We start from the raw sequence: 24,234 nt of genomic DNA, 5'->3' as shown, positions 1-24,234 counted from the left end.
GAGGGGCCCGGAGGTCGATTCCTCCGGGCCCCTTCGCGTCCTCCGGGCCCCTTCGCGCGCTGTCCCGGCGGGGCGGACCGTCAGACGCGCGAGGCGCGACGGCGACGGGTGCCGAACCACGCGGCGGCGCCCCCGAGGGCCACCAGGGCGGCGGCGAGACCGGCGTACCGGCCCGCGCCGGAGCCGGTCTCGCAGCGCCGGAAGCGACGGTTCCGCAGGTCACGGCGATTACCGGCTGACCATGACCTCCACCGAGGCGCTCTGCTCGCCCGGCCGCCCGTACGCGTCGACGGCCCGCACGGTGACGGTGCAGGGGCCGGTGTACGACGGGGTCCACGACAGGCTGCCGTCGGTGGTCAGCCGGGTGCCGCTGCTGCCGCACGCCCCGGAGACGTCCCAGGAGTGGCCGCGCAGCACACGGCCCCCGTCACCCGCTCCGGGCGCGATGCCGACCCTGATCGGGAAGCGCGTGCCGCCCTCCGAGACCACCGTGAGCCGGGGCGCGGCCGGGCCGGTCGCCGTGGCGGGGGTGAGCCGTTCGACGACGCCCTCCGCCGAGGGGACCGACTCGTCCCCGGCGGCGTCGACGGCGGCCACGTAGTAGTACGCCTTGCCGGCCGGTGCGGTCGTGTCCTCGTACGCCGGTGCCGAGGTGCTGCCCAGCGGGGACCAGGCACCGGTCGGCGCCGTCCTGCGGTACACCCGGAACCCGGCGGCCGTGGATCCCTCGCCGGGTGTCCAGGTGAGGGTGGTCGACGCGTCGGCGGGCGTGGCCAGGACGCCGACCGGGGCGGGATCGGCGGAGGCGGGGGGCCGGATGACCGTCAGGCCGGCGGAGACCGGGGAGATGTTCCCGGCGGCGTCCAGGGCGTAGATCCCGTACCGGTAGGGCGTCCCGGCCTCCGCGGTGCGGTCCGTGTACGACGCCTGGAACACCGTCTCGGGCCCGTCCGGGTCGGACCGGCCCTCGGGTGCGGCCCACACCTCGTAGTGGTGGACGTCCGCGGAGGCGTTCCAGACCAGGGAGTTGCCCGCGGTGGTGCCGAGCGCCGACAGTCCGGTCACCGGTGCCGGGCCGGTGCGGTCGGCCGTGGTGACGGTCCTGACGGCGGTGCCCGCCGACTCGTTGCCCGCCTTGTCGTGGGCGCGCAGCTGGTAGGCGTACGAGGCGCCGGTCACCGGGAGGGTGGTGTCGGTGTGGGTGAGGGAGGCGCTGGAGAGCAGTCTGGTCCAGGAGGTGCCGGTGGCGGGCCGGCGGTAGACCCGGTAGCCCGCGAGGTCCATCTCCCTGTTCTTCGCCCAGGCGAGCCGTGCCCTGCCGGTGGCGGGGGCGTAGGTGACGCCGAAGCCCGTCGGGGCCAGGGGCTTGACCTTGTCGACCGTGGCGGCGGTGCGGGGCCCGTAGGCGAAGGAGACGTCGGCGCGGCCCGTCCAGTGGACGTGGTCGACGCGCAGGGTGTGCCTGCCCGCCGGCAGGGACAGGTTCACCGTCTTCTTCGCGGTGGTCGAGACGTTCTTCCACAGGTCGGCCTTGCGGACACCGTCGACGTACACGCGGACGCCGTCCTGCGCGGCGATCGAGAACGTGAAGGGGCCGCCCGAGCCGAAGTCCCTCGTCACGGTCCAGCGGACGGCGAAGTTGTCGGCGGACATCCGGGGGAGCGGGGCGGCGGTGCCCCAGTTCTCGCTGATCGCCGCGTCGCAGCCGGTCTGCTTCGGGGTGCCGGAGAAGGTGGTGTTCGCGTAGATCTGGCGCTTGTACACCGGCGAGGCGCAGGCGGTCGCCGCCGAGGCGGGCGCGGTGGTGGCGGCGAGGAGACCACCGGTCGTGGCGAGCACGACGACCGTCGCGAGTCTGGCTGGCTTCATGCGGTCCTCTGTTCGGGTGGGACGGCCGGACGGTCCGTCGTGGTGACGACCCGTGAGGAACGCGGGGAGTTGTGCGGTCGTTCACGGTTTTGTGAACTCGTGTCGCGTGGAGGGTCCGTAAAGGGGTTTTGGAGGGTTTCCGTCCCGTCTCCATGTGTCTTCACACGCTAAGCGGAGTGTGATGTTGTCACTTCGTTAAGTAGTACGGCTTGACGCCGGCGGTCGCTGCCGCGTTGGCTTTTGAGCCACCTGGGTCAACATGTCGCACCCATGTCCGGAACGCACCTGAAGTGAGCCCTCGAATGCGTCGTATCGCCATAGCCGTGGCTGCCTCCACGATGTCCCTCTCGCTCGCGGGATGCGGGATGCTGAGCGCGGCGGAGGACGGCGGCGAAGCGACGCCGACGAAGAGCAACGACATCACCGTCGGCGTGCTGATGCCGGAGAAGACGAACACCCGTTACGAGGAGTTCGACTACCCCATCATCAAGGCGAAGGTCGCCGACCTCACCGGCAACAAGGGCAAGACGGAGTACGCCAACGCGGCCGCGAAGAGCGAGACGCAGGTGACCCAGATGGAGCGGATGATCGACGAGGGGGTCGACATCATCCTGCTCGACGCCGTCGACTCGCACGCCATCGCGGACACCGTGCAGAAGGCCAAGGACGCCGGTATCCCGGTCATCGCCTACGACCGGCTGGCCGAGGGCCCGATCGACGCCTACGTCTCCTTCGACAACGAGCTGGTCGGCGAGGTGCAGGGCCGCACCCTGGTCGAGGCGATCGACACGCCCAGCACCGCCGACAAGATCGTCATGATGAACGGCTCGCCGACCGACCCGAACGCCAAGCAGTTCAAGGACGGCGCGATGTCGGAACTGAGCGGCCGGGTGACGATCTCCGAGTCCTTCGACACCAAGGACTGGAGCCCGGAACTCGCCGAGTCCAACATGGCCGAGGCGATCGAGAAGATCGGCAAGGGCAACATCGCGGCCGTCTACTCCGCCAACGACGCCATGGCCGGCGGCATCATCAAGGCCCTGCGCGCCGCGGGCGTCGAGGACCTGCCGCCGATCACCGGCCAGGACGCGGAGCTGCCCGCGGTGCAGCGGATCCTCAGCGGTGAGCAGTACATGAGCGTGTACAAGCCCTACCCGCAGATGGCGGAGGCGGCCGCGGAGATGGCCGTCGCCAAGGTCCAGGGCCGCGACATCGAGTTCGACGCCCTGACCCGCGACAAGGTCGACAGCCCCACCGACAAGGAGATCCCGGCCCAGCTGGTCACCGTGGTGGCGCTGACGAAGAAGAACATCAAGGAGACCGTCATCGCGGACGGCATCTACAAGCCGTCCGACATCTGCACCGCCAAGTACGCGGCCACCTGCCAGGCCCTCGGGCTGAACTGAGCGGCGTGAGCCGGTAGGGACGGCGGCGCCGGGCAGGCGCTCGCCGCCCGTGGCGAGGCACCGAACGGGCCCCCGGAGCACCGCCGGCGTCGGCGTACGTCGCACGGCGCCGCTCTCGTGGTGCACTGGCGGGTGCTCGCCGGGCGGTCGGCGGATAGCCGGCGGGAGCCGCCACGTCGAGCCACCCGGTCGCGGTCGCGGTCGCGGTCCCGGTCGTGGTTGCGGTCCCGGTCCCGGTCGCGCGGGCGAAGCCGTTCACGTCCCGCGGGGTGGACGAGGCCGGGGCGGACGTCTTCGCACACAGTCGGAGCGGGCGCCGCTCGGCTGCGCAGCGCCGGGCCGGACCGGGGCCGCTCGGCCGCCGGGCCGCCGGTGCCCGTCCGACGGCCCCCGTCCCCGCCCCCGCAGCCGGTACAGGCTCCTGAGGCCGTCGGAAGCGGGCGCCTGCCCGGCGCGGAGCCCGTACCAGGCTGTCCGGCGGTCGCTCAGGACTGCGGCGTCGCCCGGCCCGGCTGAACCCGGCCCGGCCCGGCCCGGCCCGGCTGAACCCGGCCCGGCCCGGCCCGGCCCGGCCCGGCTGAACCCGGCCCGGCCCGGCCCGGCCCGGCTGAACCCGGCCCGGCCCGGCGCTGCCCGGCCGAACCCGGTTCAGCCCGGCGCTGCCCGCGCAGGGCCCGGCACTGACCCGGTAGGGCGGGCACCGTCCGGTCCCCTTTCCGGGGTGCTGTCGGCGCGCACCGCCGCAGGAGTGCCGCCCAGGCCCCTGGACGTCGGCCGGGCACGCCTCCGGCGCCCGCACCCGCCACCCGCCGGGCCGCCCCCTCGTCGTACGACCCCCTCAAGGGTGTCGAGGCCCCCGGCCCTCGGTGCGAGGACCAGGGCGCCCGGGCACGGGGCGTGCCCGCGCCCGCAGACTGCGTCCGGCACGCCCCGGCCGGTGGCCGCGAGGGCCATCGGGGCGTCCCGGTGGCCCCGTTGCCCGTTGCCCGTTGCCCGTTGCCCCGTTCGCCCGGACGGGAGCGGTACGGCGGCCGCCCGGCCACGCCGGTGCCGACGTCGGCTCCTGGGCGTGCGGACACCGCGTCCCGCCCGCCACCGCAAGGGGGCGCACGGGGCGCCGGAGGCGGGACGCGACGCGGTGATCACCTGGTGGGTTGCGGGACGCACGGGCGTGCGAGGACCCGGACGGGTTCCCGCCGGGCGTCCGCGGGGAGCATCAGCTTGTTGCAGTGTGAGGGGCGGAGGCCGGGAGGAACCCACGTAAATGGGCGGAATTCAAAGGGGTCGTGGGGAGGAGCCGTGTTGCGGAGCCGGTCCGGGGCCGCGCATAGTTGCGCTGCGGAAAACGCGGACGACGCGCGACACGCGGACGGCGGGGGTGGGATGGGCGATGGCCGGGCACGGGGCGGAGGAGCATCCTCACGGTGCTGACCGACTGTGCGAGGCCGGGGACCGCGTGTACTCCCGGGCCGTACGGCGGGGCCGGGTGTCGCGCCGGGACGCCGAGCCGGTGCCCTGTCTGCTGGACCTCGCCCTGCTGCACCCCGACCCCGACGACATGGAATGGCTGGTTCCGACCTCTCCGCAGGAGGTCATGACCCGGCTGCTGCGCGGACTCTACGACGAGGTGAGCGCCAGTCGGCGGCGGATGGGATCGGCGGTCGCCGCCTTCGAGTGGTACGCCGGGCTCGGCGGGACCGCGCCGGGCGGCCAGGCCGGGGAGGGCGTGGCGATCCGCGTCCTGGACGGGGCCTCCCGCATCCAGGCCGCCCTCGACGAGGCGACGGAGGCGTGCACCACCGAGGTGCTGACGGTGCAGCCCGGCGGCATCCGGCGCGAGCACGAGCTGTCGGAGGGGCTGCACCGGGCGCTCGCCCTGCGCGGGCGGGGCGTGCGGATGCGCGACCTCTACAACCACGTCGCCCGGCACGGCCAGGGCCTGCTCAACTACCTGGACCTGATGGGCGACGCGGTCGAGGCCCGCACCCTCGACGAGGTCATCGACCGGCTGATCCTGTTCGACCGCACGGTCGCCTTCATCCCCGCCAACACCGACCGCACGATGGCGCTGGAGCTGCGCCACCCGGCCCTGGTCGCCTACCTGGGCACGGTCTTCGACCGGCTCTGGCGGCTGGCGGTCCCGCTGTCCGCCGCGCTGCCCGACACCCGCGTAGAGGGCGTCTCGCACCGCGAGCAGTCCATCGCCGCGCTGCTGGCGGAGGGGCACCAGGACGCGGTGATCGCCGAACGCCTCGGCATCAGCGTGCGCACCTGCCGCGCGCACATCGCACGCCTCTCGGAGACGCTCGGGGCGGCCAGCCGTACCCAGCTGGGCGTGCGCATCGCCCAGGTGGGCCTCGACGTGCCGCGCACCGCGGATCCCGCTCAGCCCTCCGGGTCGAGGATCCCCGAGCGCCCGATGAGGTAGCCGAGCTGGGCGCGGCTCTCGCTGCCGAGGGTGGCGGCGAGTTTGGCGATGTGCACCCGGGCCGTGCGGACGTTCATGCCGAGGCGGTCGGCGATGACGGCGTCGGTGTGGCCCTCGACGAGGAGGGCGGCGATGGCGCGCTGGCGCGGGGTGACGCCGTCGCGGGTGGGCCGGGTGACCGTCTCGGGGTACATGGGGGTGGCCAGGCGCCAGAGCCGGTCGAAGACCGTGACCAGGAAGGAGATCAGCGCGGGGTGGCGGATCTCGAGGGCGAGGCTGCGGTCGGCGTTGGCGGGGATGAACGCCACCGTCCGGTCGACCAGGAGGAGCCGGTCGGTTATCTCGTCCAGGGTGCGGGCCTGCGCGTCGCCCCGCAGCTGCTCGTAGCGGGACAGCACGAGGGGCCGGTACCGCTGCGTGTGCTGGTAGAGGGCGCGGATACGGCCGCCGCGGTCGAGGAGCGCCTGGTCGCGGCGCATGGCGACGGCCTGGGCCGCCTCGCCGCGGGCGCCCGTGTGGTGGTGGTTGGGCTGGATGCAGAGGACCTCCCGGGCCGCCTCGCCCATGGCGTCGGTGATGGCCTGGTTGATCTGCTCCGTACCGCTCAGGATGCGCAGGGCCGACGCCTCCGCGTCCGCGGTGCTCCGCCCGTCGATCCGCATCAGCGGCTCGAACTCCTCCAGCAGCAGGGCCTCGCGCCGCCGTTCGTCGGCGACGCGTGCCGCCGAGGTGCGCAGGAACCGGTGCAGCGCGGTGGCCGGGGCGACCGGCCTCAGTACCCGGGGCTCGCCGGGATCCGGGTGCAGCAGACCGAAGCCGAGCAGGCAGGGGGCCTCCTCCTCGGCGTCCTTCCCGGTGACGTGTCCGTCCCGCAGGGCCCGTGCGTACAGCTCCAGGCCCGCGGCGCACAGCTCCTCCACACCGTGCTGCGGGTGCGGCGGCGTGTTCACGGCGCGGTGTCCTCCTGCTTGAGGATTCCGGACTGTGCTAGGAGATAGCCGAGTTGGGCGCGGCTGCCGCTGCCCAGCGTCGAGGCGAGTTTGGCGATGTGCGCGCGGCAGGTGCGGACGTTCATGCCGAGCCGGCGGGCGATCGCCTCGTCGACGTGGCCCTCGACCAGGAGCTTGGCGATGGAGTGCTGGATGTCGGTGATGCCGTCCGGCGCCGGTTCGTAGGGGGCGCCCGCGCTCAGGGGCACGGCGCGGCTCCACATGAACTCGAAGACCTTGATCAGGTAGCGGACGAGGCCGGGGTGGCGCAGTTCGAGCGCGACCTGCCGGTCGTCGCGGGTGGGGATGAAGGCCACGGTCTCGTCGCAGATGATGAGGCGTTCGACGAGTTCGTCGATGGTGCGGTACTCCACCTTGCCGTCGGTGAACTGGGCCACGTAGGCCAGCGTTTCGGGGCTGTGCCGGGCCGTGTGCTGGTACAGGGTCCGGATGCGCACCCCGCGGTCGGTCAGCGGCTTGTCGCGGTCGAGGGCCTGTTCGAGGGTGTGTTCCAGCCGCCGTTGGCCGGGCTGGACGGTGAGCATCTCGGACCGGCACTGTGCGGTGGCGAGGTCGAGGGCGCTGTTGATCCGGTCGAAGCCCTCCAGGACCGTGATGGAGTGCGTGGAGGCGGTGGACTGCGCGCTCAGTGCCATGAAGGGTTCGAAGGCGTCGGCGATCTCGATCGACATCCGCCGGTGTTCGCTGATCTCGCGTTCGATGGGGTTCAGTCGCTGGGCCAGGGCGACCGCCGGCGGTACGGGACGCAGCCAGTCGGCGTCGTCGGGGTCCGGATGCAGGAGGGCGAACTCCATCAGGCACGGAGCGGGTTCCGCGTCCACGCGTGCGATGCGTCCGGCGCGCAGCGCCTGCGCGTACAGCCGGGCGCCGGCCTCACACAATTCGGTCACCGCATGGGGATGTGTCCCTTTAGTCCCGATAGTTTCCAAATTTCCACCCCCCAGGGTCCTGAACATGCAGGAACATGATGCACCGATCGTGTGGCCACGACGTGCCCGAATGAGCCATCGTCTTACTCGACGGGGGAAGAGGTGACCATCAAGTGAGGACGAAGCCGACTATGGGCAAGAGAAAGCTTCGCTCGGTTCTTGTCGCCGCCTTCTCTGCCGCTGTGGCCTTCGGAGTACTGAGTGGCCTCGCGGGCGCGGAGAGCGGCGCTCCGGCGGACAGCAGCTGGGGTTCGGGGCAGCCGAGTGTCGTCGTCACCGACGACAGCAGCTGGGGCGTGGTGACGCCGAACGGTGGCGACGACAGTAGTTGGGGCATCGTGGCGCCGAACGGCGCGGACGACAGCAGTTGGGGCTGACGGGCAGATGACGACCCCTCCTGACGACCGCTCCTTCCGACGCGAGATGGCCACGGCCTACCGCTCCGGCTGGCACTTCATCGACCTGGTCACCGCCATCCCCCACAGCGGTGACTCGTTGATGGTGACGGTGTTCGGGGAGCCGGTCGTCGTGACCCGGGACGAGGACGACGACGTACGTGCGTACCGGTGTCTGCGGCGCCCCCGCGGAGCCCCCCAGCCCGTGCGGTGCGCCATCCGGTACGGAATGATCTTCGTCAACCTGGACCAGCGGGACCACCAGCTGGCGGAGTCGGCGAGCCCGGCTGTCCCCAGGACCATTTCAGCCACCCCCCGCAGTGCCTGACGCGATTCCCCCGTCGTAACAGATCGCGCAGGTACTTCCCCCCGCAGCGGCGTCACCGTGACCTGAACACGGTGACGCCGCTGTCGTTCGCGGGGACGTTTCCGGTTGTCGGACCCCCGTGAGGTGGCCGGAAGTCACCGGTGCGGATCTCGTCACCCGCCGACCGGTCCGTCGCCCCCGTCCTCCCGGTCCGTCGCGCTCTGTCCTTCCCGGCCCGTCGCGCCCGTCGCGCCCGTCGTGCCCCGTCCTCCCGGGCGCGCCGCGCCCGTCCTCCCCGGCCCGTCGCGCCCTGTCGTCCCCGGCGGGTCGCGCCCGTCGCGCCCGGCTCACCCGCCGTGCCCCTCAGCCCCGGCCCATCGCCCGCGTCAGCTCGATCTCGATCACCACGCGCGTCGGATTGGGGCGCGGGGTCCGGCCGTAGCGCTCGGCGTAACGGCGTTCCGCCTCCGCGACCCGGTCCGGCTCGGCGCGGACGAGGGCCCGGCCCTCCAGCGTGGCCCAGCGCCTGCCGTCCACCTGGCACACCGCGACCCGGGCGCCCTCCGCGCCGGCCGCCAGGACGTTGCGCACCTTCGTGCTCGCCCGGTCCGCGATCACCCGGGCGAGCCGGCCCCCGGGGTCGTACGTCACTCCGACCGGAACGACGTGCGGAGAGCCGTCCGGGCGTGGTGTGGTCAGGGTGCACAGGTGTTTTTCGCGCCAGAAGTCGAGGTACGGCGCGTCGGGAGCGCCCGGGTCCTGCGGGTATGCGGCCATGGCTGGAACCTAGCCCCTGGAGGACTCCCGGACGCAACCTTGAGTGGAATAGACTCAAGTTTATGTACGCTGACAGAGTCAGTGACGACGGCTGACCCGCAAGGAGGAGACAGCGACCGTGGACGCAGAGCTGACCAACCGGAGCCGAGAAGCCATCCAGACCGCCGGCAACCGGGCCCTGTCCGCAGGACACCCCGACCTCACCCCGGCACACCTGCTCCTCGCGCTGCTCCAGGGGCAGGAGAACGAGAACATCGTCGACCTGCTCGCCGCCGCCGGCGCCGACCAGGCCGCCGTGCGCGCGGGCGCCGAGCAGGTGCTCGGCTCGCTGCCCAGCGTGGCTGGGTCCACCGTCGCGCCCCCGCAGCCCAACCGCGAACTGCTCGCCGTGATCGCGGACGCCCAGGAGCGCGCGCGGGAACTCGGCGACGAGTACCTCTCCACCGAGCACCTGCTCATCGGGACCGCCGCGAAGGGCGGCCGGGCCGGCGAGGTGCTCGACCGGCAGGGGGCCACCGCGAAGAAACTGCTGGACGCCTTCCGCAAGGCCCGCGGCGGACGCCGGGTGACCAGCGCCGACCCCGAGGGGCAGTACAAGGCGCTGGAGAAGTTCGGCACCGACTTCACCGCCGCCGCCCGCGAGGGCCGGCTCGACCCGGTCATCGGCCGGGACACCGAGATCCGGCGGGTCGTCCAGGTGCTGTCCCGCCGCACGAAGAACAACCCGGTCCTCATCGGCGAGCCCGGCGTCGGCAAGACCGCCGTCGTCGAGGGGCTCGCCCAGCGGATCGTGAAGGGGGACGTGCCCGAGTCCCTCAGGAACAAGCGGCTCGTCTCGCTCGACCTCGGGGCCATGGTCGCCGGGGCCAAGTACCGCGGTGAGTTCGAGGAGCGGCTGAAGACCGTCCTCGCCGAGATCAAGGACTCCGACGGGCAGATCATCACCTTCATCGACGAGCTGCACACCGTCGTGGGCGCCGGCGCGGGCGGCGACTCGGCGATGGACGCGGGCAACATGCTCAAGCCGATGCTCGCCCGCGGTGAGCTGCGCATGGTCGGCGCGACGACCCTGGACGAGTACCGCGAGCGGATCGAGAAGGACGCGGCACTGGAGCGGCGCTTCCAGCAGGTGCTCGTCGCCGAACCGTCCGTCGAGGACACCATCGCCATCCTGCGCGGCCTCAAGGGGCGCTACGAGGCCCACCACAAGGTCCAGATCGCCGACAGCGCGCTGGTCGCCGCGGCCACCCTGTCCGACCGGTACATCACCTCCCGCTTCCTGCCCGACAAGGCCATCGACCTCGTCGACGAGGCGGCCTCCCGGCTGCGCATGGAGATCGACTCGTCGCCCGTCGAGATCGACGAACTCCAGCGCGCCGTCGACCGGCTGAAGATGGAGGAACTCGCCCTCGACAAGGAGACCGACCCCGCCTCCCGCGAGCGTCTGGAGAAGCTGCGCCGCGACCTCGCCGACAAGGAGGAGGAGCTGCGCGGCCTCACCGCCCGCTGGGAGAAGGAGAAGCAGTCCCTCAACCGCGTCGGTGAGCTGAAGGAGCGGCTCGACGACCTGCGCGGCCAGGCCGAACGGGCGCAGCGCGACGGCGACTTCGACACCGCCAGCAAGCTGCTGTACGGCGAGATCCCGACCCTGGAGCGCGACCTGGAGGCCGCGTCCGAGGCCGAGGAGGAGGCCGCCAAGGACACCATGGTCAAGGAGGAGGTCGGCTCCGACGACATCGCCGACGTCGTCGCCTCCTGGACCGGCATCCCGGCCGGCCGCCTCCTGGAGGGAGAGACGCAGAAGCTGCTGCGCATGGAGGACGAGCTGGGCAAGCGGCTCATCGGCCAGGGCGAGGCCGTCCGGGCCGTCTCCGACGCCGTGCGCCGCTCGCGGGCCGGCATCGCCGACCCCGACCGCCCGACCGGCTCCTTCCTCTTCCTCGGCCCGACCGGCGTCGGCAAGACCGAGCTGGCCAAGGCCCTCGCCGACTTCCTCTTCGACGACGAGCGGGCCATGATCCGCATCGACATGTCGGAGTACGGCGAGAAGCACAGCGTGGCCCGGCTCGTCGGCGCCCCGCCCGGCTACGTCGGCTACGAGGAGGGCGGCCAGCTCACCGAGGCCGTGCGGCGCCGGCCGTACAGCGTGGTGCTGCTGGACGAGGTGGAGAAGGCGCACCCGGAGGTCTTCGACATCCTGCTGCAGGTCCTCGACGACGGGCGCCTCACCGACGGACAGGGCCGCACGGTCGACTTCCGCAACACCATCCTGGTGCTGACGTCCAACCTGGGCAGCCACTACCTGGTCGACCCGCTCTCCACCGAGGCCGAGAAGAAGGAGCAGGTCCTGGAGGTGGTCCGGGCGTCCTTCAAGCCGGAGTTCCTCAACCGGCTCGACGACCTGGTGGTCTTCTCGGCGCTGAACAAGGAGGAGCTGTCCCGGATCGCGCGGCTCCAGATCGACCGCCTCGCCAAGCGGCTGGCCGAGCGGCGGCTCACCCTGGAGGTCACCGAGGAGGCCCTCACCTGGCTCGCCGACGAGGGCAACGACCCGGCGTACGGCGCCCGGCCGCTGCGCCGCCTCGTCCAGACCGCCATCGGCGACCGCCTCGCCAAGGAGATCCTCGCGGGCGAGGTCAAGGACGGCGACACGGTCCGGGTCGACGCCTTCGGGGACGGCCTGATCGTGGGCCCCGCGCCGACCGGAAAGACCCTCTGACCGGCGCCCGCGCCCGGCCGGACACACGCCCTGAGCGGAATTGCGCCAACCGGAGGTGAACCCTCGGGGCGGGGGTTGCCACCCCCCGCCCCGCATGGGGGAGGATGGCCAGATCCGTACGAAGGGAAAATCACGGTGACCATCGACCCGTCCTCGATTCCGAACTTCGGGGGCCAGCCCGAGCCGCAGCCCCAGGGACCGGCGGGCCCCGTCGTTCCGGATCAGGACCTCGTGAAGCAGCTCCTCGACCAGATGGAGCTGAAGTACGTCGTCGACGACGAGGGAGACCTCGCGGCGCCGTGGGAGGAATTCCGCACGTACTTCATGTTCCGCGGCGAGGGCGACCAGGCGGTCTACTCGGTGCGCACGTTCTTCGACCGGCCGCACCAGATCGACGAGAAGCCCCAGATCCTGGAGGCCATCGACGACTGGAACCGCCGCACCCTGTGGCCCAAGGTGTACACGCACACCCACGACGACGGCACCGTCCGCCTCATCGGCGAGACGCAGATGCTGATCGGTGCCGGCGTCAACATCGAGTTCTTCGTCTCCTCGACGGTGAGCTGGGTGCGCGCCTCCATCGAGTTCGACAAGTGGCTCGTGGAGCAGCTGGGCCTGGAGTCGGCGTCGGCCGAGGACGCGGACAAGCCCGCGGACGACGAGTAGCCGGCCTCCCCGCCCCGGGCGAACGGCGCCCGCCGCCCGCCCAGGCGACCGAGAGCCCGGCCAGGGCCGCGACCGACCACGGTCGCGCGCCAGGGCCGGGCTCTCGCCGTACGCGGCCGCGGTCCGGTCGCCCACAGGCTGTGGACGGCGGATGCCTCGCCGGGCGCGGCTCAGCTCCCGTCCGTCCAGTACTGCTGGAGCCTCGCCACCGCCTCGTCCCGGGTCATCCCCGCCACGACGTCCTCGCCGACGCCCGCCCGGTGGATGAGCAGATGCACCAGATCGGCGGGAAGCGCCTCGCGCGGCGGCTTGGGAGCACCCCGGTCGGGCAGCTCACCCCGCTGCGCGCAGGCCCAGAACACGTCCTCGGTCACGTCCAGTTGGTCCCGCAGGATGTGCCGCCACATCGCCATGCCGTACGTGGTGCGGTCGACCGGGTGCGAGATGCGGGTACGCAGGACCCGGCCGTCGTGCAGGGTGAGTTCGTAGGTCACGTGGTGGGTGCCGGTGCGCCCGCGCGCGTCCCGGACGCGCAGCCACTTCTCCACGCGGCAGAAACGGTCGTGGTTCTCCCGGTCGGGCTGGGGCCGGGTCACTGTGGAGCACCCACCAGCCAGTCGCGCAGTTCCCCGTCGTCGCTGAGGGCGACCAGCTGCACCAGGCCCCAGTTGTCCGCGTGGTTGGGGGCGAGCCGCAGCCTGGCCTGCCAGTCCTCGGCGTACTCGCGCAGGACCTGGACCATCTCCCCTATGGCCTCGTCGAACGACGCCCCGTCGGCGGCCAGCGGCAGGCCGGGCAGGAAGACGGACCAGCCCCCCGCCTCGGCGACCACCTCCGCCTTCGAGGGGCACACCAGCGACAGGCAGTGGCGCAGCCGCTCCACGTCCACGACCGCCGAGCGGCCGGAGTCACGCCGCACGGTCGCCACCCGTCCCTCGTCGGCCGCGTCGAGGAGGTCCTTCAGGTGCGCGCGCGCCTGGGTGTAGCTGTCATAGTGCACCGCGGCCGCCATGACCCGCCTCCTCGTTCGCCCTGTTCTTCCCAGGGTGCGCCCCGGTTCCAGGTACGTCAAGTACGCGACGTACTTCATGCGTGGCCTGCTGCTACGCATGGTGCGACGCCCCGGTGGACACCTCCGCCCACACCGTCTTGCCCACCGGCCGACGGGGTTCCGTCCCCCAGCGCACGGCCAGGACGTCCACCAGGAGCAGTCCTCGGCCGGACTCGCCCTCGGGGTACGACGACGGCGGGGCCGTGGGCGGCCGCTTCGCGGCGGCGGCGTCCGCGACCTCGACGCGCACCAGATCCGCGGCCGCGTCGAGGACGAGCCGCAGCCCGAAGTCGTGCCCGGGGACGCGGCCGTGCCGCACGGCGTTCGCCGCCAGCTCGCCGACGACGAGCGCGACCGCGCACGAGGCGTCCGACGCCGGCGGGTGCCCCCACTCCTCCATGCGCCGGACGGCGAGACGCCGGGCGAGCCGCGCGCCACGGGGCGTGGAGGCGAACCGCGCCGCGAACGAGGGCAGTTCCTGCTCAGGGGTGGTCGTTGTTGTCAGCACGGCTTGTCCGTCCTTGTCCGCTGTGAAGAGGGAGAACTCCCGTGACGTACACGCTTCGTCACGTTCCGTACCCAAGGATCGGCAGGCCGCCCTACGCTCAACAGGTGACACAGCCTTACTTTTCCTCCCGTAAGGAACGGAAGTGACGCCTTGGCCAACGGAATTGACCCCAGTACGTCCATGGCGGCCCTCTTCGGCGCGCGGGTCCGCAGGCTCCGCACGGCGGCCGGGCTGACCCAGGCCGAACCGGGCGACAGGACGCACGTGGTGAGCACGCGCATCACGCAGATCGAGCGGGCGTCCGGAGCGAAGCCGACCCTGGAACTGGCCCGCGCCCTGGACGCGGCCCTCGGCGCGGACGACCTGCTGGTGGACCTGTGGCCGTACGTCTACCGGGAGGCGTTCCCGGACTGGTCGAGGAAGTTCATGGAGTACTCGGCGCGGGCGGTGGCCGTCCGGCAGTACGCGGCACACGTGGTGCCGGGTCTGTTGCAGACGGAGGACTATGCGCGGGCGGTGCTGAGAGTCGGCCGAACACTCGGCAGCGAAGAGCAGTTGGAGGAGCGGGTCGCCCTTCGCATGGGACGACAGGAGCGTCTCGGCAGCCCCGACCGTCCCGAGCTGTGGGTGGTCCTCGACGAGGCGGTGCTCCGGCGTCCGGTCGGCGGCCAGACGGTGATGCGCGAGCAGCTGACACGGCTTCTCGATACCGTGACGAAGTCTCACATCACCTTGCAGGTACTGCCGTTCGACCAGGGTGAGCACGACGTCATGGGCGGCTCGCTCACGGTGCTCACCATGCCGGACGGCTCGGAGACCGCCTACACGGAAGGCGCGCACTTCGGCCAACTCGTCGAGGATCCGGACGAGGTGAGGAGTTTCGCGCTGACCTACGATCGGCTGCGGGCGGCAGCGCTGCCCCCGCTCATGTCGCTCGACATGATCCGATCCGTGAGGGAGGACAACCACCGTGGAGCGAAGGTCCCGTCCCGATCTGAACGGCGCCGTGTGGCGCAGGAGCAGCTACAGCAATCAGGAGGGGGGCGACTGCGTGGAGGTGGCCGACGGGTTCCGGGCCGTCGTCCCGGTTCGTGACAGCAAGGTCCCGCAGGGTCCGGCGCTGTGTTTCGAGACTGCCGCCTGGGCCGTTTTCATAGGCGAGTTGAAGGCCGGGCAGCACTGTTTCTGAGGCGGCCGGGTCCCGGCCGCCGTCCGTGTTCCGGGCTCACCGGACCCTTGTCCGCGAGGGTCCGGTCGGCCGCTGACCTCCTGAAAGAACCGGGGGAAAGAACTACCCGCCCCCCCACCCTCCCCGGCCGTGAAGCCCGCGTCACCCGTCCGGGTGACCGGCTTGCGGGGGCGGGACACGGGCGGTTACGTTCGCCGCGCAACCCCACACAGACGACGGCCCCCGGCCGGGACTGCAATCCCGATCGAGGGCCTGACCGATCAGGAAGCCTCAACCTTCCCAATGGCTGACTCGCAGTCTAACGCGCGCCTGCGCGCCGACGCCGGAACACCGACCTCCGGCGTGATCCACGTCCGCACCCGCCTCACGGCCGACTTCACGGTGATCTCCAACGCCCTCGCCCAGCGGCGCGGCAGCGCGGTCACGGTCGGCGTCGCGGCGTACATCGCCTCCCTGCCCGACGGCTCCCCCGTGAGCATCGCCGCCCTGTGCGAGCACTTCAGCGAGGGCGAGATCCTCATCTCGCGGGCGCTCCGGGAACTGGAAGCCGCCGGACACCTGGAACGCCGCCGCGAGCGAACCCCCTCCGGCCAGGTCCGCACCCGGACGTACTTCTACGACGTCCCCGGCGGCGCGCCGAACCCGGACGGGCCTCCCGAGCCGCCCCGGCCCCGGAGGAAGCCCGCCGTCGCGACGACGACCCCGCCGGCACCAGCGGCCGTACGGCAAACCGCGCGGCCCCCGTACAGGCCGAGCCCGAGACCCCGGCCCCGCTCGCCGAGCCCGAGACCCCGGCCCCGCTCGCCGAGCCCGAGAGCCCGGCCTCGCTCACCGAGGCTGAGACCCCTGCTCCGCTCACCGGGCCCGAGACCCCGACCCTGCTCGCCGAGGCCGACCCCCGAGCCGTCGCCGTACTCGCCGGCCTGCGCCGGGCCGACCCCCGCCTCATCCTGTCCGAACGGGAGGTGGCCCGCCTCGCCCCGGCCGTCAGCCGGTGGCTCGCGGCGGGCCTGCTGCCCACCCACATCACGGACCACCTCACCGCCGGGCTCCCGTCCCCTCTGCTGGCCCGCCCCGTCGGCATCCTCCCCTACCGGCTCGGGGAGACGCCCCTGCCGCTACCGGTCAGAAGCGCGGAGCCTCCCGTACGCCCGGCGGTCGTACCCCGGGTGAACTGCGACGGCTGCGAGCGGCCGATGCGCACGGCGGGACACGTCCGCTGCCGGGACTGCCGCGCCGAGGACGAACTCCGCGCGGCGGGCTGAGCAGAGAAAATGGCCGACAGATTCGCGGGCGGGCTTGCGTCCCGGCGGCTCCTTGCCCCGAGGAAACAGGATGACGCCGCCAAGTCGTTTTTGCCCGCGCTACCCGAGGTGTTCCCGTGGGCGCGTCATCTGGATGCCGAGGACGTCCGGCAATTCACGGTCGAGCTTCTGGAAGCGCTGTCCGATGCCGCCGAGCCGGTCGCCAGGGAGGCCGTGCACCGAGCGATCGTCTCGTGGCGGGCAACCGCACGCATCAACGCCGACCCTGTACCCGCCTCCGAACACATCGGCAGTGTCACCCCGTCCGGTCGAGGACCGGGTTCGTCTGAGTACAGATACTCAGACGCCATGGTGGCCGATACCGATGGGGCACGTGATGCAGGGGCATTACGGTACGTCTTGGTCAGTGCGGTGTTGTGGTCTCAGGCTCGCATTCGCCCGTCCACGCACGACAAGACACGGGGAGGCATCGCGCATGGTGTGGGAGGAGTGGGAGCAGCTCAAAGCCGTTGCGGTCGAGCGGCACACTAACTACGCAGATGCAGCTCAACCAACTGCCGGCCGACCAGGGAGGCAGCGGTGGCGGCGGAGGGCCGTGGGACAGTGGTGGCGGTTCCGACGGGATGCGGTCCGACAAGGCGGTGTGGACCAAAGCCGGGACGAGTGTGGGGGGACTGCGCGAGCCCATCACCAAGGCGCTGGCGAGGATGGCAGACGGTCAGACAGGACTCGGCAAGGATTCCGAATGCCTTACCGCTGCGGCTCAGTTGGAGGTTTACGGTTCCTGGAAGCGCTATCTCCAGGATGTGAGCAAGCGGTGCGGCAAGCTGGCCGAGCTGTTCGAGAAGGTGGGCAACGACCAGCTGAAGACCGATGAGGCGATCAAGGCTGAGATCACCGGGCTGAAGGTCCAGTACGAGGACACTCCCGCCGGCGGCGGTAAGTCCGAGGGTCGGTGATCGGGAGCCATGGACTACGCGACGCTCAAGGCCCTCAAACCGTCCGAGTTCGCGGATGCCGCGGACGGGTACCGCACAACGAGTGACATGGCCGGCGCCGCCAAGGACCGCATCGAAAACCAGATCGCCGCGGCCATGCGTGAGTCCTTGAAAGGCGAGGCCGCCGACGCAGCACTGGGCCAGCTCAAGGAAGCGGCCGAGAACTTCCACTACACCCAGGTCGAGTGCGGTCTGATCAGCACGGCGCTCAACGGCTTCTCGTACGACCTGGAAGCAGCCAAGAAGAGGCTGGATATCGCAGTCGCGGGCGCGTTGACGGAAAAGTTCACCGTCAACACCGACGGTTCGATCAGTTATCCGTCGGGCGGGGAGGGAACCGACGGCAGAATTCCCGAAGGCGGCACGGTGTCCGGCCTGACGGACCCGACTGCTGCCGCGATCGGTCGCCAGGCGGGCAACGTCGATCCCAATCCCCACCGCCTTCTGGCGCAGGAGTACGCCAATCAGATCGCCACCGCTCTCAAGGAGGCCACGGAGGCCGACGGGAAGTGGGCTCCGAAGCTACGGGCGCTGAAGGCCGACGACGACCTGACCGTCTCCGACCGCGACTGGGCAGACGTGAAGCAGGACACCGACGGTGTCCTCAAGGGTGCCGGAGAATATCTCGACAGCATCAAAGAACCACCCAAGAGTGGCAGCCCGGAGGACAACGCCGACTGGTGGAAGAGCCTCACCGCAGAGCAGCAGACGGCCTACCTGACCCTCCGTCCGGCTGCCGTCGGCGCGCTCGACGGTCTGCCGGCCGAAGTTCGTGACGATGCCAACCGTACGGTTTTGGCGGAAACGCAGGCGAAGTACCAGATGCATCTGGACTCCATTCCTCCCGAGCCTGAGCGCTACATCTACGGACCCCACGGTGGCTATCCGCGTTTGAACGAGAAATGGCAGGAATGGGACGAAAAATACAGTGACAGAAAATCCTCTCTGGAAAATACCCTCAAAGGCATGAATTCCATCCAGAGTCGCTTTGATGCCACAGGTAAGGACGGACTTCCTCCGGCTTACCTCCTTGGCTTCGACACCAAGGGTAATGGACACGCGATCGTCGCCAACGGAAACCCGGACACGGCGGACCATACGGCAGTATACGTGCCGGGAACGAAATCACGCCTCGAAGGAGCCGGTGGGGACATCGGGCGAATGACCAGGGTATGGGCAGAAGCTCACGCAATGAATCCCGGTCAGTCCGTGTCCACGATCACCTGGATCGGCTACGACGCCCCGCAGAACATCGCGCCGGAGGCGATGGATGACCACTGGGCGTATGACGGAGCACCGAAGCTCAACAGATTCCTGGACGGACTCGAGACGGCTCAAGGCGGTCCGGACGCCAGCCACACGACAGTCATCGGCCACAGCTACGGTTCTACGACGGTTGGCGCCGCGTCCATGGCGGAAGGGGGCATGTCGACGGACGACATCGTCGTGGCAGGCAGCCCTGGCATGCTCGTGGGCGATGCGAATGATCTCGATGTGGGTAAGGGCCATGTATGGTCCGAGGCCGCGACCAGCGACCCCGTGCCGGCTGGTGGCAAGGTGGCTCGCCTCGGCGGTGAAAAGTGGGACGTCGAGACCTGGAACGGAATTCCCTTCAACGCCGGGTACGTTCAGGTCATCCCCTCCGGCGAAGCCTTCGGCGCCCATCGCATGGACGTGGACACAGGTGGCCACAGTGACTATTGGAATGAAAGCTCGCAAAGCCTCAAGAACCAGGCAGCGGTGGTTGCCGGCCGCTACGACAAGGTAGAGGAAGACGATTGATTTCCCCCGACCGCAATCGCCGCCTTCGGGTGCTCCGCCTTGGTGCTGCCTTCTTGATCGCTGTTCTTTCTCTCGCCGGAACAGGATGTTCGAGCACAGTGGACCGCAGTGAAAACGCATCTGCAGCTGATGAATCCGCCAGCTCCAAGAGCACTACGCTCGGCCTGGAAGAGGCTCGGGAGAAGGCGAAGGCTGTTTCCAGCCAGATCTACGACATGATTGGCATCAAGGAAGGGAAGGTGACTGAGCCCGGACCCGGTATCGCACCCTGCGAAGAAGACCCTGAGCGCCTTTACAGCACTGTTCACCCGTGGTCCGTCTACGGCGTCTCCGAGGACGAATTGAGGGACGGCTTTCAGCGCCTGAAGGGCAATCTCCCTGAGCAGGGCTGGAAGATCGTCGAATACGGCCCCAACAACAGCAAGAGCAAGACGCTGGAGATTACGGCCGACTCCAAGAAGGAGCCCTTCTCCTTGAATGCTGAGCTGTGGGTGTCGAGCCCTGCAACCGGGACGGAGAAAGACCCCAAAATTTTGGTCAATCTCACATCCGGATGTTTTCGCGCCCCTGAGGGGGCAAATCTTGACCAGGAGTTCTAGCTTTCATAAATGAACGGCTGGTCAAGGGCGCCGGGCGGAAGGCGTCGTCTCATGCGCCAGGATCCCGGTCGCGGCGGCTGAACCGCAGAGCACAAGCAGCGTGGACAGGGTCCAAGCGCGCATCATGGCGGCGCAGGCTACCGATGCTGTCGTACTCCTCGAAGCCGCGATCGCGGTCTCCGTCGCCGTCCGCAGACGTCGGGCACTCGTGAGAGAAACCTACCCACCATGTTCGAGCTGTTGCCCGGTGAGGATCCGGAACCCGGCATCAACCGCCGGTGGCCTGCGTGAGCGCTGCGTGACACAGGGGTCAGCAGGCGCTGTGCTGGATCAGGTCGAGTCCTGTCAGTTCTCGTAGTGGTAACGGCACTGCGCGATCAGGACGCCGTCCTCGGTGGCCTTGTAGACCAGTCGGTGCTCGTCGTTGATGCGGCGTGACCAGTAACCCTGGAACCCGTGCTTGAGCGGCTCCGGTTTGCCGATCCCCTCGTTGCCGTTCCGGGCGATGTCCGCGATGAGCGTGTTGATGCGCTTGAGGATCTTCCGGTCCTGAAGCTGCCACCACAGATAGTCCTCCCAGGCGCGGGAGGAGAAGGTGATCTTCATTCCCGGCCTTTATTCTCCGGTCGCCAACTCGCGCACGGTGCCGCCGCCGTTCTCCAGTTCGTCGATGGACGCGAGCAGGCGCCGGGCGTTTGCCGGGTTCCGCAGCAGGTACGCCGTCTCCTTCAGGGACTCGTAGTCCTCAAGGGAGACGATGACGACCGGCTCACGCCCGGCCCGGGTGATGACGACCTCTTCGCGGTCGTCGGTGACGGAGTTGAGCACCTCGGCGTACCGCGCGCGCGACTCGGAATACGACATGGTCTTCACGGTCGAACCTCCTCCAACGTACAAGAAATTGTACGTCGGTCCTTGTGGTGTGGGCAAGCGCCGGATTGACGGCCGCGATCGGGTGCGCCTTCGGCGCGGAAGTTCCGGGAGGGCGCGGCAGAAGGTGATGCCGTCCGTCTCGCCGAGGGGGCGGATGTCGGCGGTGATGAAGTACGTGCCCGCCGGGCGGTAGACCGCGAAGCCCGCCTTCGTGAGGCCGGCCGCCAGCAGGTCCCGCTTGTCCGGCATGTCCGCGCGGAAGGCGTCGAAGTAGGTGTCGGGGAGGGCCAGGGCCTCGGCGACGGCGTACTGGAACGGGCCGGAGGCGACATACGTCAGGTACTGCTTCGCCGCGCGCACGGCCGAGACCAGCGGGGCGGGGCCGTCACCCGGTCGACTCCACGTTCACACACCCATTCGCGTGAGTCCGGACCGGGCTCACAGCCGGACCGCCGGGCTCGGTGAGAGCACGCTGCCCGCCGTATTCTGACCACACACGGGAAGGAGCCGTCCATGAGCGTCGACGCGATCGTGCACACCGAGTTCCCCAGGGGATACACGGTCCTGTTCGGGGCCGACGGAAAGGTGATCATGACTCCGCAGAGCGAAGAGCACTCCAGCACCATCAGATCGATGCAGATCGACTCCGCTCTCGCCCTCGGCCGTCACGCGAAGGTCACCTCCGACGTCTACATCGACTTCCCCGCCGACGAGAACTCCGCCCCTGACCTGGCGATCCTTCGCGAGGACGCCCGCCGGGAGGGCAAGCGCTACGGCTTCGAGGACGTCCTGCTGATCTCCGAGGTCGTCTCGACCTCCTCCGCACGCAAGGACTACGACGACTGCACCGCGAAGTACGGCCGGTACGGCATCCCGATCTACCTGGTCGTGGACCCGTACGCGCAGGAAGTCGTCCTCCACACCCAGCCGACCGCCACCGGCTACATCGCGGCGCACACCCACAAGTACGGCACGGGCAAGCTCCCCATTCCCCTGGCCGACGGCCGCACCTTCACCCTCGACCTCGACGAGCTCCCGCGCCCGGAGCCCGAGGCGGACGCCCGCTGACGAGGGGCTCCCGGTGCGGCCAGGCCCGTTCCGTTCTATGCCGTGAGTCCGTGCGACGAAGTCCGGTTCATCGCAAGGAAGTTCGAAGTCGCGTTTACTGCGGGCGACAACCACCACGTGCTGCCCTGAGGTAGCGGGGCCGTTCGTCCTCGGCCGAGTTGCCGGCCCCGGTTCGGCGATAGCGTGGCACGGCAAGGACTGCTGCTGACAGGTCGGACGAATTTCATGCGGATGCGGTTCGAACCCGAGGCCGAGGAGGAGTTCGAGGCGGCGTGCGGGCTGCTGGTCGACCGCCTGGGCCGGAGAGCAGGGGCTGCCGGTGGACGGATTCACTGCCGAGGCGGCCCTGGACTACCGACACCGGGCGACTGCCGACGGCCGGCTGGGGCTGTGGGAGCCGCGCCATGTGAAGGAACTGCTGCTCTCCTGGCTTCCCCAGCAGGTCACCGAGCTTCCCGGGGAGGAACGCGGCGACGCCCCGGGCACACTGCGCACGCTGCTGCACTATCTGCACGCCGCGCAGTTGGCGGACCCGCGCGGGCCCTCACTCCAGGATTCCCTTGCCGCGGTCGACAGGGTCGCGGACCAGCATCTGGCGGCGATGACGGACCGCACTCGCTGGGGACTGGCGAAGCTCTGGGCGATGACGGCCGCCGAGCAGGGCGTGGACGTCCAGGACGGGGCGGCGTTGCAGCGCTTCGCGGACCGGGCGCGGCGTGGGGAGGCCGCCTACGATCAGCAGGTCCTCGACGCGATCATAGAACGGCGGCTGACCGGCCGTGCGCTGTCCGGCTCGGCCCGAGCCGAGCCGCAACTGCCCGTCATGCTCCCCCCGGACGACGAACTGCGCCGACCGGCCGGGGCGTCGACGACCGTGGCGCAGTTGCGCGGACTCACCGAGTGGGTGGGGCAGGACGGCCGCCCCGTGACGGCGACGGGACGGCTGCGGATGGCGGATGCCCGCGAGTTGGTGGACCTGCTCGGCACTGGCGACAAGACCGAGGGGGGTGCGCTCTTCGGCCGACCTGCCGCAGCTGGGACTGCTGATGGAGTGGGCGAAGAAGACGCGCCTGGTCCGGGTGGTCAAGGGGCGGTTGTACGCGGTGGCCAAGGCCCGGCCGGTGCTGGCCGACCCGCTTCGGCTGTGGCTGCGCGCCTTCGACGCGTGCTTCGAACTGCGGCAGGCCCTGATCGGGGCGCGTAGCGGCTGGCACGTCGAGTCGATGCTCTTCGACGTCTACGAGGACGTCCTGGAGGATGTGCTGAACACGCTCTACAGCCTGCCGTTCCCGATGCCCTGGCCGCGGCTGCGCGACACGGTACACCTGGTCTACCGGAGCTCCTTCCAGCTCGATGGCGGGTTGGATCTTCGGCACCGGATGTGGTTCGAGCACGCCGACCGGGACCTGCGCACGGTGCTCGACCTGCTGGACGATCTGGGCGCGATCGAGCGTGACCGTGGGATGGCCGATCCGGTGTTCCTCGACGTCGACCTCTCCGATGCCGGACCCGAGCTGCTCGCGGACATGCCGCCGGAGTTCGCGGAGCTGCTGGGCGTCGCGGGGGCGGCAACGGACCCGGCGGCGCGGGAGCGTGCCGATGCCCGGCGGGAGGAGCTGACCGCCGGGCCGGTCGAGCTCATCCGTCTCACCGAGCTCGGTACCCGGGCCGTACGACAGCGGTTGCTGGCGGCCGGCAGGGACGCACCCTTGGTCGGTGAACTGGCCCAGGCGCCGGCGGCCGGTCTGCTGGGGGTGCTGGCCGAGGACTACGACCCGGACGCCGCCCGCACGGAGCTGGCCGGCTGGATCACGGCCCGCGGCGAGCGGGAAGGTGCCCTGCGGCAACTGACCGACGCCGTAAGGAGCATGACCTTCCACACGCGTGCGCAGGCGATGCTCGACGTGCTGCTGGCGGCGTTGTCGGACGGTGAGGGCGAGCGGCTGCTGCGCACGCTGCGGCGGGACACACAGCTGGCGCCGCTGGCGCTGAACGCGCTGGCGCACCGTGAGTTGCTGTCCCCAGAAGACATGACCGATGCAGAGTCTCTGCTGGTGCTCGCCGAGAGCCTGCTTCAGCTCGTGGAGTTGGCGGGCGGCGGGGACGGCGCCGAGGAGACGCTGCGCGCCCAGGGTCCCCAGGCCAGGGACGCGGTTGCCGCCGCGTTGGACTCCGCGCACCCGGACCGGTCCGGACTCGACGAGCTCAGGCAGCTGGCGGCCCGGGCACTGGGTACCCACGGCACCCGCATCCGCCGCGCCCGGAAGGCTCGGCGCTCCTCAGACAAGAGCGGCCGCAAGCGGCGCCGCTGACTGGGCAACACCGCCTGTGCCCCCCCAGGCGCCGGGTGCGCTGGCACTGGCACGGAGCCGGGCGGAGGGAAACCGATGGGTCC

At 70.5% G+C, this 24,234-nt stretch carries 22 protein-coding genes and 2 pseudogenes; 14 read left to right on the top strand and 10 right to left on the bottom strand.

Annotation, left to right across the window (positions count from 1 at the left end):
• Positions 1-228: 228 nt before the first annotated feature.
• The gene (locus ACGFQC_RS10085; RefSeq protein ID WP_363087503.1) at positions 229-1,869 is read right to left on the bottom strand and encodes a PA14 domain-containing protein; all 1,641 of its coding nucleotides are present in this window, start codon (positions 1,867-1,869) and stop codon (positions 229-231) included.
• A gap of 302 nt (positions 1,870-2,171) precedes the next feature.
• Between ACGFQC_RS10085 and ACGFQC_RS10080 the strand changes: the two genes are divergently transcribed.
• Complete coding sequence (locus ACGFQC_RS10080; RefSeq protein ID WP_363087502.1) at positions 2,172-3,275, top strand: substrate-binding domain-containing protein; 1,104 nt, start codon at positions 2,172-2,174, stop codon at positions 3,273-3,275.
• Between the two features lie 1,456 nt (positions 3,276-4,731).
• Positions 4,732-5,703, top strand: coding sequence for a LuxR C-terminal-related transcriptional regulator (locus tag ACGFQC_RS10075; RefSeq protein WP_393288029.1), 972 nt, complete (start codon positions 4,732-4,734; stop codon positions 5,701-5,703).
• Here ACGFQC_RS10075 and ACGFQC_RS10070 read toward each other — a convergent pair.
• Positions 5,661-6,653 (bottom strand): helix-turn-helix transcriptional regulator, encoded by a 993-nt coding sequence (locus ACGFQC_RS10070; protein ID WP_363087501.1) that lies wholly within the window; start codon positions 6,651-6,653, stop codon positions 5,661-5,663. The two genes, ACGFQC_RS10075 and ACGFQC_RS10070, sit on opposite strands and share 43 nt — an antisense overlap.
• Entirely contained in the window at positions 6,650-7,669 is a 1,020-nt protein-coding gene (locus ACGFQC_RS10065) for a helix-turn-helix transcriptional regulator (protein WP_363087500.1), read from the bottom strand. Before ACGFQC_RS10065 ends, ACGFQC_RS10070 begins: the two co-directional genes overlap by 4 nt.
• A gap of 104 nt (positions 7,670-7,773) precedes the next feature.
• On the opposite strand from ACGFQC_RS10065, the gene ACGFQC_RS10060 reads away from it, so the two are divergent.
• Positions 7,774-8,019 carry a hypothetical protein gene (locus tag ACGFQC_RS10060; protein WP_363087499.1) on the top strand — a complete coding sequence of 82 codons (246 nt, stop codon included), beginning with the start codon at positions 7,774-7,776 and terminating at the stop codon, positions 8,017-8,019.
• A 7-nt stretch (positions 8,020-8,026) separates the two neighbouring features.
• Positions 8,027-8,365, top strand: a complete 339-nt coding sequence (locus tag ACGFQC_RS10055) for a hypothetical protein (protein WP_363087498.1) — start codon at positions 8,027-8,029, stop codon at positions 8,363-8,365.
• Between the two features lie 342 nt (positions 8,366-8,707).
• Here the strand turns inward: ACGFQC_RS10055 and ACGFQC_RS10050 are convergent, their stop codons facing one another.
• Positions 8,708-9,121, bottom strand: coding sequence for a TIGR03618 family F420-dependent PPOX class oxidoreductase (locus ACGFQC_RS10050; RefSeq protein ID WP_363087497.1), 414 nt, complete (start codon positions 9,119-9,121; stop codon positions 8,708-8,710).
• A gap of 118 nt (positions 9,122-9,239) precedes the next feature.
• On the opposite strand from ACGFQC_RS10050, the gene clpB reads away from it, so the two are divergent.
• Positions 9,240-11,840 (top strand): ATP-dependent chaperone ClpB, encoded by a 2,601-nt coding sequence (gene clpB / locus ACGFQC_RS10045; protein WP_363087496.1) that lies wholly within the window; start codon positions 9,240-9,242, stop codon positions 11,838-11,840.
• Positions 11,841-11,975: 135 nt separating this feature from the next.
• On the top strand, positions 11,976-12,506 hold the full coding sequence (locus ACGFQC_RS10040) for a YbjN domain-containing protein (RefSeq protein ID WP_363087495.1): 531 nt from the start codon (positions 11,976-11,978) through the stop codon (positions 12,504-12,506).
• 170 nt (positions 12,507-12,676) lie between these two features.
• Here ACGFQC_RS10040 and ACGFQC_RS10035 read toward each other — a convergent pair whose 3' ends face one another.
• The 3 genes from ACGFQC_RS10035 to ACGFQC_RS10025 all read right to left on the bottom strand — a co-directional run bounded on the left by ACGFQC_RS10035 (position 12,677) and on the right by ACGFQC_RS10025 (position 14,065).
• Positions 12,677-13,102, bottom strand: a complete 426-nt coding sequence (locus ACGFQC_RS10035; RefSeq protein ID WP_363087494.1) for a cytotoxic translational repressor of toxin-antitoxin stability system — start codon at positions 13,100-13,102, stop codon at positions 12,677-12,679.
• A complete protein-coding gene (locus tag ACGFQC_RS10030) occupies positions 13,099-13,518 on the bottom strand; it encodes a prevent-host-death protein (protein ID WP_363087493.1) in 420 nt (139 codons plus the stop codon). Before ACGFQC_RS10030 ends, ACGFQC_RS10035 begins: the two co-directional genes overlap by 4 nt.
• Positions 13,519-13,609: 91 nt before the next feature.
• A complete protein-coding gene (locus tag ACGFQC_RS10025; protein WP_363087492.1) occupies positions 13,610-14,065 on the bottom strand; it encodes an ATP-binding protein in 456 nt (151 codons plus the stop codon).
• A 180-nt stretch (positions 14,066-14,245) separates the two neighbouring features.
• On the opposite strand from ACGFQC_RS10025, the gene ACGFQC_RS10020 reads away from it, so the two are divergent.
• From ACGFQC_RS10020 to ACGFQC_RS09995, 6 genes and pseudogenes are all read left to right on the top strand, one after another.
• Complete coding sequence (locus ACGFQC_RS10020; protein ID WP_363087710.1) at positions 14,246-15,160, top strand: helix-turn-helix transcriptional regulator; 915 nt, start codon at positions 14,246-14,248, stop codon at positions 15,158-15,160.
• A complete protein-coding gene (locus ACGFQC_RS10015) occupies positions 15,072-15,254 on the top strand; it encodes a DUF397 domain-containing protein (RefSeq protein WP_363087491.1) in 183 nt (60 codons plus the stop codon). The genes ACGFQC_RS10020 and ACGFQC_RS10015 overlap by 89 nt, the downstream gene beginning before the upstream one ends.
• A 282-nt stretch (positions 15,255-15,536) precedes the next feature.
• A pseudogene (locus ACGFQC_RS10010) lies at positions 15,537-16,519 on the top strand (hypothetical protein).
• Between the two features lie 539 nt (positions 16,520-17,058).
• The gene (locus tag ACGFQC_RS10005) at positions 17,059-17,478 is read left to right on the top strand and encodes a hypothetical protein (protein WP_363087490.1); all 420 of its coding nucleotides are present in this window, start codon (positions 17,059-17,061) and stop codon (positions 17,476-17,478) included.
• Between the two features lie 9 nt (positions 17,479-17,487).
• Entirely contained in the window at positions 17,488-19,299 is a 1,812-nt protein-coding gene (locus ACGFQC_RS10000; protein ID WP_363087489.1) for an alpha/beta hydrolase, read from the top strand.
• Positions 19,296-19,898, top strand: coding sequence for a hypothetical protein (locus tag ACGFQC_RS09995; RefSeq protein WP_363087488.1), 603 nt, complete (start codon positions 19,296-19,298; stop codon positions 19,896-19,898). Before ACGFQC_RS10000 ends, ACGFQC_RS09995 begins: the two co-directional genes overlap by 4 nt.
• 345 nt (positions 19,899-20,243) lie before the next feature.
• On the opposite strand, the gene ACGFQC_RS09990 is transcribed toward ACGFQC_RS09995, so the two are convergent.
• The 3 genes and pseudogenes from ACGFQC_RS09990 to ACGFQC_RS09980 form a co-directional block, all read right to left on the bottom strand.
• A complete protein-coding gene (locus tag ACGFQC_RS09990) occupies positions 20,244-20,504 on the bottom strand; it encodes a Txe/YoeB family addiction module toxin (protein WP_363087487.1) in 261 nt (86 codons plus the stop codon).
• 9 nt (positions 20,505-20,513) lie between these two features.
• Positions 20,514-20,762 (bottom strand): type II toxin-antitoxin system prevent-host-death family antitoxin, encoded by a 249-nt coding sequence (locus ACGFQC_RS09985; RefSeq protein ID WP_363087709.1) that lies wholly within the window; start codon positions 20,760-20,762, stop codon positions 20,514-20,516.
• Between the two features lie 111 nt (positions 20,763-20,873).
• Positions 20,874-21,143, bottom strand: a pseudogene (locus ACGFQC_RS09980) (aminotransferase class I/II-fold pyridoxal phosphate-dependent enzyme); the annotation flags it as partial.
• A gap of 141 nt (positions 21,144-21,284) precedes the next feature.
• On the opposite strand from ACGFQC_RS09980, the gene ACGFQC_RS09975 reads away from it, so the two are divergent.
• Positions 21,285-21,839, top strand: coding sequence for a Uma2 family endonuclease (locus ACGFQC_RS09975; protein WP_363087486.1), 555 nt, complete (start codon positions 21,285-21,287; stop codon positions 21,837-21,839).
• Between the two features lie 1,007 nt (positions 21,840-22,846).
• Positions 22,847-24,151 (top strand): hypothetical protein, encoded by a 1,305-nt coding sequence (locus ACGFQC_RS09970; RefSeq protein ID WP_363087485.1) that lies wholly within the window; start codon positions 22,847-22,849, stop codon positions 24,149-24,151.
• Positions 24,152-24,234: the final 83 nt, after the last annotated feature.

It is taken from the genome of Streptomyces sp. NPDC048734, from assembly GCF_043198675.1.
Classification (GTDB): Bacteria; Actinomycetota; Actinomycetes; order Streptomycetales; family Streptomycetaceae; genus Streptomyces.
Note: the sequence above shows the minus strand (reverse complement) of the source record. Positions and strands in the feature narration are given on the sequence as shown.

Excerpts from the sequence above, each read along its gene's own strand:
- ACGFQC_RS10060 (WP_363087499.1), top strand. The coding sequence starts at position 7,774 with ATGGGCAAGAGAAAGCTTCGCTCGGTTCTTGTCGCCGCCTTCTCTGCC.
- ACGFQC_RS10030 (WP_363087493.1), bottom strand. The coding sequence starts at position 13,518 with ATGGCGGCCGCGGTGCACTATGACAGCTACACCCAGGCGCGCGCGCAC.
- ACGFQC_RS10065 (WP_363087500.1), bottom strand. The coding sequence starts at position 7,669 with ATGTTCAGGACCCTGGGGGGTGGAAATTTGGAAACTATCGGGACTAAA.
- ACGFQC_RS09990 (WP_363087487.1), bottom strand. The coding sequence starts at position 20,504 with ATGAAGATCACCTTCTCCTCCCGCGCCTGGGAGGACTATCTGTGGTGG.
- ACGFQC_RS10055 (WP_363087498.1), top strand. The coding sequence starts at position 8,027 with ATGACGACCCCTCCTGACGACCGCTCCTTCCGACGCGAGATGGCCACG.
- ACGFQC_RS10020 (WP_363087710.1), top strand. The coding sequence starts at position 14,246 with ATGGCGGCCCTCTTCGGCGCGCGGGTCCGCAGGCTCCGCACGGCGGCC.
- ACGFQC_RS10005 (WP_363087490.1), top strand. The coding sequence starts at position 17,059 with ATGCAGCTCAACCAACTGCCGGCCGACCAGGGAGGCAGCGGTGGCGGC.
- ACGFQC_RS10085 (WP_363087503.1), bottom strand. The coding sequence starts at position 1,869 with ATGAAGCCAGCCAGACTCGCGACGGTCGTCGTGCTCGCCACGACCGGT.
- ACGFQC_RS09985 (WP_363087709.1), bottom strand. The coding sequence starts at position 20,762 with ATGTCGTATTCCGAGTCGCGCGCGCGGTACGCCGAGGTGCTCAACTCC.
- ACGFQC_RS09975 (WP_363087486.1), top strand. The coding sequence starts at position 21,285 with ATGAGCGTCGACGCGATCGTGCACACCGAGTTCCCCAGGGGATACACG.
- ACGFQC_RS10050 (WP_363087497.1), bottom strand. The coding sequence starts at position 9,121 with ATGGCCGCATACCCGCAGGACCCGGGCGCTCCCGACGCGCCGTACCTC.
- ACGFQC_RS10000 (WP_363087489.1), top strand. The coding sequence starts at position 17,488 with ATGGACTACGCGACGCTCAAGGCCCTCAAACCGTCCGAGTTCGCGGAT.
- ACGFQC_RS10080 (WP_363087502.1), top strand. The coding sequence starts at position 2,172 with ATGCGTCGTATCGCCATAGCCGTGGCTGCCTCCACGATGTCCCTCTCG.